At 74.0% G+C, this 11435-nt stretch carries 4 protein-coding genes; 3 read left to right on the plus strand and 1 reads right to left on the minus strand.

Features of this window, described 5'->3' with window-relative positions; translation table 11 throughout:
- Positions 1–539, minus strand: a 539-nt coding sequence (locus tag ABZX40_RS05255; RefSeq protein ID WP_356162439.1) for a hypothetical protein, incomplete at its 3' end; no start/stop codon positions are given.
- Between the two features lie 255 nt (positions 540–794).
- Here ABZX40_RS05255 and ABZX40_RS05260 point away from each other — a divergent pair.
- The 3 genes from ABZX40_RS05260 to ABZX40_RS05270 all read left to right on the plus strand — a co-directional run bounded on the left by ABZX40_RS05260 (position 795) and on the right by ABZX40_RS05270 (position 11407).
- Positions 795–6515, plus strand: coding sequence for a hypothetical protein (locus ABZX40_RS05260; protein WP_355741832.1), 5721 nt, complete (start codon positions 795–797; stop codon positions 6513–6515).
- Between the two features lie 95 nt (positions 6516–6610).
- The gene (locus ABZX40_RS05265) at positions 6611–6910 is read left to right on the plus strand and encodes a TIGR04197 family type VII secretion effector (RefSeq protein ID WP_355741829.1); all 300 of its coding nucleotides are present in this window, start codon (positions 6611–6613) and stop codon (positions 6908–6910) included.
- 105 nt (positions 6911–7015) lie between these two features.
- Positions 7016–11407: an FtsK/SpoIIIE domain-containing protein gene (locus ABZX40_RS05270; protein ID WP_355741826.1), complete on the plus strand. Its 4392-nt coding sequence runs from the start codon at positions 7016–7018 to the stop codon at positions 11405–11407.
- The last annotated feature ends 28 nt before the right edge of the window (positions 11408–11435 follow it).

Below are 11435 nucleotides of genomic sequence, written 5' to 3' on the forward strand. Positions count from 1 at the left end.
CGCAGCACGCCGTCCGTCCGCAGCTCACTGTCCGTCCGCAGGACACCGTCTGCTCCCGGCACGCCGACCGTCCGCAGAACACCGTCTGCCCGCAGCACGCCGTCCGTCCGCAGCTCACTGTCCGTCCGCAGGACACCGTCTGCTCCCGGCACGCCGACCGTCCGCAGAACACCGTCTGCCCGCAGCACGTCGGCCGTCCGCAGCTCACTGTCCGTCCGCAGGACACCGTCTGCTCCCGGCACGCCGACCGTCCGCAGAACACCGTCTGCCCGCAGCACGCCGACCGTCCGAAGCACGCCGTCCGTCCGCAGAACACCGTCCGCCCGCAGCTCAGCGCCCGTCCGCAGCGGACTGCCCATCCGCAGCTCGCCGCCCGCCCGTTCCGGTGGGGCGCTCGCCGCGGCGGCGCGCTCCGCCGGCAGCAGCAGGACCACGGTGGCGGCGGCCAGCAGCATCAGCCCGGACCGGGCGGGTCGCCCTGTCCCCGTTCCGCCCCAGGTCCTCGTCAGGTGCGTCGTCCGTCTCGGGTCGTCGCGCATCTGTTCTGTGCCTCCTCCGCACGTCCTGCGCGCGGCGGGCCGGTTCCGTGCGGCCGTACGCCATGGGATTCCGTACGGCCGCGCGGCCCGCACCGGCCCGCCGCGCCCGCGCGCCGTCGGCGCGCGTCGGGGAGCACACGGACGGGACCGCCGCAGCGGTTCAACCACGGGTCGTCCGGTGTCCCGCTGAACCGGAAGCCGGTGCCCGTACGTGCCTGGCGCGGTGAGCAGATCGGACACCGGGAGGCCGTACAGATGCCGCGACGACACACCACGGGCTGGGAGATCCTGGGCTTCGGGGAGGACCCCACCCCCGGCGACCCGGACAGCATCCTGACGCTGTCCGGGACCTACCGGCACATCGGCGAGCAGGCCGCCGAAGGGCTGGACCTGCTGCGCGGGGACGGCGCCATCGCCCAGGGCACCGGTGAGTCCATGACCGCGCTCAAGGAGCGGGTGCGGGAGGTCCCGGTGATGCTCCAGCACGCCCAGGTCTCCTTCACCATGGCCGCCGACGCCTACAACCACTACGCGCGGGAGCTGGAGCGGGCCCAGTCCATGCTGGACGAGGCCATCGACCGGGGGCTCGCGGTGGAGGCGCTGGCCAGGAGCCGGGTCGGGGCGCTCCCGGCGGAGGCCACCCCGGAGCAGGTCACCGCCAATGACGAGGAGCGGGCCCGCGTCGACGCCGCCCAGCAGGAACTGGCGGCGGCCACCCGGCTCGCGCAGGACGCCCGCGATGTACGGGAGACGGCGTCCACCGACGCCTCGGGGATCCTGCTGGACGCCGCCGAGGCGGCCATCCCCGCCCGGGACGTGCTGGAACAGCTCGGTGAGTTTCTGTCCGACAACCCGTTGATCGAGATCATCGCCGGGATCGTCGTCGGCATCATCGCGGTGTTCATCCCGGCGCTGGGGCTGCTGCTGGGCGCGGTGCTGCTCGCGGTGAGTCTGATCCGGATGCTGGGCACCGGGAAGATCGACATCGGGGAACTCCTCATCGGCATCTTCACCCTGCTGCCCGGTGCCGCGTTCCTGGGCGCGCTGGGCAAGTTCGGCGCCGGTGCCGCGAAGCTGGCCGCGGCTGCCGCGTTCCTGTCCAAGCTGGGCAAGGGCAATGGGCTGATCGGCAAGGCCGTCGCGCTGATCCTCCAGGGCAGTACGGCGTTCCGGAAGTTCTTCGGGCCCCTCGGCAAGGGCATCGCCGGGCTGAAGGTCAGCCCGCTGGGCGCGACCTCCGTCAAGATCGCCATCGAGACGGCCACCGAGTTCACCCTGGGGTTCGTGGCCGCCGCCATCACCGCCGCGATCGAGAAGAAACCGTTCGATATGAAGGGGGCCGCGATCGGCGGGGCCATCGGCGGCGCGATCGGCGGCGGCATCGCCGGGTTCGGCAGCACCGCCCTGGCCAACAACATCAAGAACGCCTTCACCGTCGAAGGCAAGTTCAAGAGCAACATCGACAAGGTCTTCTCCAAGGGCAGCTTCGGCTTCGCCCCGGACGGCTCCTTCGGACTGACCAACTTCTTCTTCGTCAACGGCCCCGGCCTGCCCCAGAAGGTCTCCTTCCACGGGCTGGGGAGCAGCACCAGCGCCACCCCCGCCACCGGGGAGGTGAACACCGTGGTGACGACCCCCGACGGGCTGTCCACGGAGAGCAAGACCGACCCGGGGGCGCCCAAGCCGCCCGCGGACCCGGCGGAGGCCCCACCGGTCGTCACCACCACGACCACCACCACCCCGGACGGCTTCACCTCCACGACCACGGGCGGGATCAACACCATCTCCTCCCCGCAGGGCGACACGGTGGTCTCGGACGGTACGACGACCACCGTCACCACCCCGGTCAGTGTCCAGAACGAGCTGAGCACCACCCTCACCCCGGACGGCGGCTTCACCACGTCCGGTCCTTTCGGGGAGATCATCGCGACGGGTGACTCGGCCGTCATCACGGGGCCACGGCCCGCGCCGCAGCCGGTTGTGGGGGAGGGGGGTGACGGGAATCCAGGGGACGTCAACGCCGGGAACGCCGACGGCGGAAACATCAACGCCGGGAACCCAGATGCCGGAAACATCAACGCCGGGAACATCAACCCCGGCGACGCCGACGGCGACAACACCCCCGCCCCGGCACCCCCCACCCCCGTCAACGACCCCGACGCCATCGACATCCACCCCGCCGACCTCGACCTCGTCCCCCCGCCGAACCCCGTCCCCGACCAGCCCGCCCAGGCTCCCAACCCCGCCCCGCCGGACGGCACCCCCACCCCCGGTCCCACCGAGTTCACCCTCGAAGGCAACGGCGTCACGACCGGCGACGGGGGGCTCAACGCGGCCGGGGACGGGGTGTCCAACACCGTCACCACCGACACCGTCGTCGTCAGCAACCAGAACGAGGTGACCACCCTGTTCGACCCGCAGCAGGGCGGGCCGGACGGCCCACCGCTGGCCACCCACGACCCGGCGACCGGCCAGATCACCCTGGACGCGGGCCCCGGTCACACCCTGAGCGCCGATGCCAACGCGCCGGGCCAGGTCACCTTCGACGGCAATCAGATCGCCGTCGACGGGACGGGCACGGTCACCTTCACCGACGGCGGCAACGGCCAGCAGGTGATCCTCCCGCCGCCCGGTAAGGCCCCCGGCGCCGTCGAACCGCCGGTCGCCGCCACCGTCCAGGACACCACGACCACCACCGTCCTCACCGGCGACGGCACCGCCAAGGTGTCCACCCCGGGCGGGCCGTCGGTCACCCTGGACGGCACCGGGTTCACGGTGGACACCCAGACGGTCAACCCGACGACCGTCCAGTTCAACGGCGCCGCCACCACCCTGACCGTCACCCCGGGCACCGCGACCCCCGTGACCGTCGATCCCACGGGTACGGTCACCGTCTCCGGCATCACCACGACCGGCGGCGGCACCGGCACCCTGAGCGGCCCGGCCGGGACCGTCGGTTTCGGACCGGAGGGCCAGGTGGTGCGCCCCGGGCCCGGCGCCGGACCCCCCGTCACCCTCGGCACGGACGGCACCTTCGACGCCGGGGACATCATCCGGGGCGGCGACGGCGCGGTCACCGCCGGTCCGCCCGCCGACCCGGCCGTGGTGCACGCCCCGGGGCCGGACGGCGGCACGGTGGTGACCCATGACGGGCTGGACATCACCGTGCCCCCGAACGGGCCGCTCACCGTGAAGAACCACGAGAACCAGGACGTCCCCTACCCGGCCCAGCCGACCGCCGGATTCCCGGTGACCTTCGGGCCGGTGGACATCGGGGTCGGCGCGGGCGGCGGCCACATCCTCACCGTCGGCGGCCAGCACACCACCGTCACCCTGGGCCCGGCCGGGACGACGACCCTCGTCAACGGCCCCTTCACCAGCACCCAGACCACCACCGGCGTCACCACCACCGTCACCGGCCCCGGCGGCGGCACCGTCACCACCGTGCCGCAGGGCGGCAGCACCGTCGTCCAGGGTCCCACCCAGGCCACCACCGGGCCCGGGGCACCCGCCACCGTCACCCCGGTCGGCGCCCAGGCCGGGAACCCGGTCCTGACCGTCTCCCCGCCCGGCGCCGACACCCCCGCCACGGTCACCACCTCGGACGGCACCACCTCCACCCTGTCCGGCACGGGCGCCGACACCGCCGTGGGCGGCAATCCGGCCGCCTCCGCCACCGCCGAGGGCCCCGACCTCGTCACCGAGGCCCCGGCCGGACCGAACACCACGGTCGTGCACACCCCGGAGGGCACCGTCGTCCACGGCAACGACGGGAACTTCGGGGTCGGCCAGGACGGCAGCGTGCAGAGCAACGACACGGTCATCGCCCCCGGCACCATCCCCGGCGGCATCCCGGCCGTCACCCTCACCCCCGGCACCGGGGAGCCGACCTCCGTAGCGCCCAAGGGGGTCATCACCCCCGACATCGTGCTGAGCACACCCGGCGACGGCGGCGCGGTGTTCGTGCCCAAGGTGGAGGAGGGGGTGACCCCCACCGCCGTGAAGTCCGCGCCGGACGGCACCCTGACCGTGCAGGGCCCCGGCGGGAACTCCGCAACCGTCGGCCCCCTCGGTCACCCCGAGGGCGGCGGCACCACCTCCGGCCCGTACACCGTCACCAATGGCGGGGGCGGCACGATCACCACGGACGGTGATGTCACCACCTTCGCCGGGCACGGCACCGTCACCACCTTCACCACCGGCCCGGACGGCACCACCACCACGACCGTCCACCAGCCCACCGGCATCACCCACACCGTGGCCGGCGGCGACAGCACGGTCACCGTGACCAATCTGCCGCACGGAGCCACCATCACCGCCGACCACACCGGCGGCCAGGTCACCACCCCGCCGCAGACCGGCCCCCTCGGCTTCCCCACCCTCACCGGCGGCGGCAACACCCTCTCCAACGGCGCGGACGGCATCACCATCACCAGCCCCGGCAGCGACCCCGTCGCCGACCCCGGCTCCACCGTCACCCACCACCCCGGCCCCCGGGGCGGCCTGGACGGTGTCTTCGACGTCCAGCACGGGCCCGCCGCCGGTACTTTCGCCCCCGGCGGTCCCGTCGGACTGGGGCCGTCCGGGAACACGGTGAACGGGCAGACCGTGGACACCGGCGGCAACCCGGTCGGCACCGCCCCCGGCGACACCGTGGTCAGCACGGTCACCGGCGACGGCAAGGGCGCCGTGAGCGTCCCGGCCTTCGGCGGCGCCGGGAGCATCGGGCACAGCAACGCCTTCGGCGGGCCCTCCACCGTCGACACCGGTGACATCACCATCGGCAAGACCCAGGACCCGTACGTGGACAGCGCCCTGACGCCAGGTCAGAAGTCCACGGTCCTGGACGGCCCCGCCCATCCGGGCAACGCGGGCGCGCCCAAGGTGCCTCCGGTGTTCACGGTGGGTCCCACCCACAACCCCGGTGGCGCGCCCACCGTGGAGATCCCCCTGGGCGGCGGCGGGGCCACGACCACGGCGGACGGCATCGTCGTCAAGGCCAACGGGGACGGCTCGTTCGAGCTGTCGGTGCCCGGCTCGCTCGACCCCCAGGACACGGTCACCGTCCATCAGGACGGCACCCTCACCGGCCCCGGTGTCCTCCAGCCGGAGGGGCCCGCCGGACCCGGTGGCGCCCTCCCGCCCCCGTTCGGCACCTTCAGCAACGGCGCCGGGGTGACCTCCGGCAGCCCGCCCGCCGCCACCCTGACCGGCGGTGCTCCGGGCGGTGTCACCGTCGACCCCGGCACCCCCGCCGTCTTCACCCCGCCACCCGGCGGTAACGGCACCACGGTCACCTTCGGCAACAACAGCGGCACCGCCACCGTCGCCGACCCGGCGGGCGGAGTCACCGTCACCCACACCCCGGACGGCGGCGCCACCTTCCAGAGCACCAACGACCAGCAGACCACCACCCTCACCCTCGGCAGCGACGGAGTGAAGGGCACCGTGACCACCCATGGACCGGACGGCGACACCTTCACCGTGGAGGTCGGTGACAGCGGCGCCATCAAGGTCAAGGACGGCAACGGCACCACCACCGAACTCGACCCCGGCGGCTCCTTCAACGAACAGCACTCGCCGTCCCACGCCTACGACGCCTACGCCAACGGCCCGCTGCCGGTCAGTGAATGGCGGGACTACAGCTACGAGGCCGTGACGAGCCTCCTCAAGGGCACCGTCAGCAATATGTTCACGGTCCTCTACCAGGTCGAACAGCAGAACGCGAACTCCCCGGACGCCCTGGAGAACGCCCTCGTCCGGCTGTTCAACGGCCTCGGCACCGGCCTGTACGGCAAGAAGCTGGAGAACCAGTACGGCTTCAAGACGAACGGCCTGGAGACCCCCCTCGCGGCCATCCCCACCAAGGTCCTCGGCAGCCTCAACAACAACGCCGACACCGCGAACCTCAACCCGCCCCCGCCCCCGGCCCCGCCCACCGAACCGGAGCCGCAGCCGGATTCCGCGCCCGTGTGAACCGCTTCCCCGGCACCTACGTGTTCCAGGTGCGCACGCGCGCCATCACCCGCCACCCATCACCCGCCACCCACCTCGCACGGAGGAGATCCCCCATGGCCCAGTACTTCGTCGACGACCTGATCACCGCGCAGACCTCCCAGAAGAACATGAACCAGTACCAGCAGGCGCTGGCCCTGCTGGAGGAGATCAACCGCGAACTGGACAACCTGGTCGCCACCGGCTACCGCACCGAGACCTCGGAGCAGAAGTTCATCCCCTTCTACCAGCAGTTCAACACGAGCTGTGAGCAGACCATGGAGGGCCTGCGGGGCATCGCCCAGTACGTCAAGGGCGTGGGCGACGGCTTCGGCGAACTCGACCGCACCATGGGCAACAACCTCACCGCGGGCTGACCCGCCCCCTGAATGTCTCCCGGGGGCGGTACCTCCCCCGCTGTCCCCGGGAGACCACCCGCCGAAGCACCTGGCACCGTCCACCCCGTACGCCCGAGGAGCGCCATGCGTCTCACCGTCACCGCGATCGACCCCTCGCAGGGCGAGAGCGCGGACTTCCTGATCGACGCCGACCCCGCCACCCCCACCGGTGAGATCGCCTCCGCGCTCGGCGACCGCCTCGGCACCCGCGCCCCCGCCCCAGCCCTCGCCCTCTACCTGGGCCCCGACGCCCTCCCCGCCGACCGGCCCGTGGGGCAACTGGGCCTGCGGGCAGGGGAGTTGCTCAGTCTGGGCGTCCCCCTCGCGCTGCCGCCCGTGGAACCCGAGGGCGTGCTCGAACTGCGGGCCGTGGGCGGGGAGGGCGCCGGTGCCGTGTTCCGGCTGCCGCCCGGCGAGTACACCGTGGGCGCCGCCGAGTCCTGCGCCGTACGCCTCACCGCCGCCGGTATGCCGTCCGTCGCCGCCGGACTGCGGATCGCCGCGGACGGCACCGCCGAGGCCCGCGCGCTCGCCCCGGACGGCGTTCTGCTGGACGCCCGACCCGCCGCCGACTGGACCCCCCTCCCGGTCGGCGGCGTCCTCACCGCCGGACCCGTGCTGCTGGAACTCGCCGTGCCCACCCGCCCCGACGCCGCCGTCCAGCCCGCCGAGGACGGCACCCTCGACTACAACCGCCCGCCCCGGCTGCTCCCGCCGCCCGTCGACAACCGCTTCCGGCTGCCCCAGCCCCCCGGAAAGCCGCCCCGGCACCCCCTCCAGCTCGCCATCATCTTCGCCCCGCTGCTGATGTCCTTCACCGGAGTGCTGGTCTTCAACAACGCCCGCTATCTGGTCTTCGGACTGCTCTCCCCGGTCATCGCCCTGGTCGGCCAGCTCTCCTACAAACGGCGCGGCAAGGACGACCACCAGGAGCAACTGGAGGAGTACGAGCGGCGCAAGGCGGAACTGGACGAGGATGTCGCCGCCGCCGTCCTCGCCGAACAGCGGCTGCGCCGCACCTCCTGCCCCGACCCCGCCGCCGTCACCCTCATCACCACCGGCCCGCGCCAGCGACTGTGGGAACGCCGCTGGCGCGACGGCGACTTCCTGACGCTGCGCCTCGGCGCCGGGGACCGGCCCGCGTTCCTGGAACTCCAGGACCCCGCCGAACCCGAGCACCGCCAGCGCATCACCCGCACCACCCACGCCGTCCCCGTCACCGTGCCGCTGCGCACCGCCGGGGTCCTCGGGATCGCCGGGGGAGCCCCGGCCGTACCGCTGACCCGGTGGATCGTCGCCCAGTGCGCCGCCCTGCACAGCCCCGCCGACCTGCGGATCTGCGTGCTGTCCGGCAGCCGTGACAAGACCCGCGACGCCGACCGCTGGGCCTGGGTGCACTGGCTGCCGCACACCGCCCCGTGCGACGGGCGCCTCGGCCTCGGCACCACCGCCGAGTCCACCGGCCGCCGGATCGCCGAACTCGCCGCGCTCGTCCAGGCCCGTACCGAGGGCGGGAACCGGTCCGCGCGCGGCGGCGCGGCCGGGGAACCCGACATCCTGGTGGTCCTGGACGGCGCCCGGCGGCTGCGCGCCCTGCCCGGGGTGATCCCGCTGCTGCGCGAGGGCCCCGCCGTGGGCGTGTACTTCGTCTGCGTGGACGACGAGGCCCGGCTGCTGCCCGAGGAGTGCCGGGCCGTCGCCATCGCCGGACCGCACGGCCTGCTCCGCCTCGAACAGGACGCCGCCGACCCCGTGGAGGAGGCCCTCACCGACGCCCCCGGCGCCGCCTGGGCGCTCGGGGTGGCCCGTGCCATGGCCCCGGTCCGCGATGTCGGCGACGACAGCGAGGAGACCCTGCTGCCCGGCTCCGCCCGGCTGCTGGACGTCCTCGCCCTGGAACCGCCCAGCGCCGGGGCCGTGGCGGCGGGCTGGGCCGGGGGCGGACGCACCACCCGGGCCGTCATCGGGGAGGGCGTGGACGGGCCGTTCGCCGTCGATCTCGCCGCCGACGGACCGCACGCCCTGATCGCGGGCACCACCGGCTCCGGCAAGTCCGAACTGCTCCAGACCCTGGTGGCCTCCCTCGCCGTCGCCAACCGGCCCGACGAACTCACCTTCGTCCTGGTCGACTACAAGGGCGGCAGTGCCTTCGCCGAGTGCGCCGACCTGCCGCACACCGTGGGCCTGGTCACCGACCTCGACACCCATCTCGTGGAACGCGCCCTGGTCTCCCTCGGCGCCGAACTCAAGCGCCGCGAACATCTGCTGGCCGCCGCCGGGGCCAAGGACATCGACGACCACGCCGACCGCCGCACCCGCGATCCGGACCTGGCCCCACTGCCCCGGCTGGTGCTGGTCATCGACGAGTTCGCGTCGATGGTCCGGGACCTGCCCGACTTCGTGAAGGGGCTGGTGAACATCGCCCAGCGGGGCCGCTCCCTCGGACTGCATCTGATCCTCGCCACCCAGCGGCCCTCGGGCGCCGTCACCGCCGACATCCGCGCCAACACCAATCTGCGGATCGCGCTGCGCACCACCGACACCGGGGAGAGCCGCGACATCATCGACGCCCCCGACGCCGGCACCCTCTCCCCCCGCACCCCCGGCCGCGCCTACGCCCGCCTCGGCCATGCCGCGCTGCTGCCGTTCCAGACCGGCCGTATCGGCGGGCGGCGCACCGAGGAGGCCGCACCGCAACAGGAGCGCCGGGAACCGCTGTTCACCGAGATCCACTGGGACGCCCTCGGCGATCCGCCGCCGCCCCCGCGCGAGCCCGGCACCGAACGGACCGTGCAGCCCGTCACCGATCTGTCGGTCCTGGTCACCGCCGTCCGCGAGGCCGCCGCCACCCTGCCCGGCCTCACCGCCCCGCGCCGCCCCTGGCTGCCGCCCCTGCCCGACCAGCTCACCCTGGCCGACCTCCCCGCCCCCGAGCCCGAGCCCGCCCCCGAGTCCGCGCCCCTGCCCCCCGTGGCCTACGGCCTGATCGACCTCCCCGAGGAACAGCTCCGCCGCCCCCTCCTCCTCGACCTCGACACCCAGGGCCACCTCTTCCTCATCGGCGCCCCCCGCGCCGGACGCTCCCAGACCCTGCGCACCCTCGGCGCCGCCCTCGCCACCGCGCACAGCACCGCCGATGTCCACCTCTACGGCCTGGACTGCGGCACCGGCGCCCTCCAGGCACTCGCCCCGCTGCCCCACACCGGCGCCGTCGTGGACCGCACCCAGACCGACCGGGTGGTGCGGCTGCTGTCCCGGCTCGCCACCGAGACCGGCCGCCGCCGCACCCTCATCGGCCGCGAGGGCGCCGCCGACCTCACCGAACTGCGCCGCCGCCTCCCCGCCGGGCAGCGCCCCGCCCATCTCGTCCTGTTCATCGACCGCTTCGAGGCGTTCGAACGCGACTACAACAACTACGACCAGGGCAGCGTGATGGAGAAACTGACCCTGCTGCTGCGCGAGGGCCCCGGCGCGGGCGTCCATGTGGTGGCGTCCGGCGACCGGCTGCTCACCCAGACCCGGTTCGCGAGCAGCACCGAGCACAAACTCGTCACCCGCCTCAACGACCGGGGCGACTACTCCCTGCTCGGCCTCAACCCCCGTACCGTCCCCGAGCACATGCCGCCCGGCCGGGTCATCGAGACCGGCGGCGGGCACACCGCCCAGATCGCCCTGATCGGCCCCGACCCCTCCGGCGCCGCCCAGGCCGCCGCACTGCGCGCCCTCGCCGACCGCACCGGGCCGCGCGACGCCGATGTCCCCGAGGCCCTGCGCCCGTTCCGGGTCGACGACCTGCCCGACACCCTCACCTTCGCGGACGCCTGGGCCCGCCGACCCGCCGGGGTCTCCCCGCTGTGGACGATGCTCGGCGTCGGCGGCGACGACATGGCCGCCGTCGGCCCCGACCTGTCCCGCGTCCCATCCTGTCTGATCGCCGGGCCGCCCCGCTCGGGACGCAGCACGGTCCTGCTGACCGGCGCCCGCTCCCTGCTCGCCCAGGGCACCCGGATCGTGGTGATCGCCCCGCGCTCCTCACCCCTGCGCGACCTCGCCGGAACGCCGGGGGTCGTGCGGGTGTTCACCGACGCGCAGGTCCCGGTGGCCGCGTTCCGGGCCGCGCTCGGCGAGGTGGACAGCCCCGCCGGGGCGGTCGTCGTGGACGACGCCGAACTCCTCCTCGACAGCGACCTCGACGGCGACTTCGGCGCCCTCTCCCGGGGCACCGCCGGGGACGGCTGGGGCCTGCTCGTCGCGGGCGACCACGAGGGCCTGTCCAGCGTGCTGCCCGGCTGGCACACCCACGTCCGCCGCAACCGCTGCGGCGCCCTGCTCGCCCCCCGCAAATGGGGCGACGGCGACCTCCTCGGCGAGCGCGTCCCGGTCGGCCTCCTCAACACCGACACCGAACCCGGCCGCGCCCACGCCCACCTCGGCGACAGCCGCTGGATCACCCTGCGCGTCCCCGCCCGGGACTGACCCCTGCCCGGCGGAGGGGCTGTCGCCG

It is taken from the genome of Streptomyces sp. NPDC004610 (assembly GCF_040609715.1).
GTDB lineage: Bacteria > Actinomycetota > Actinomycetes > Streptomycetales > Streptomycetaceae > Streptomyces.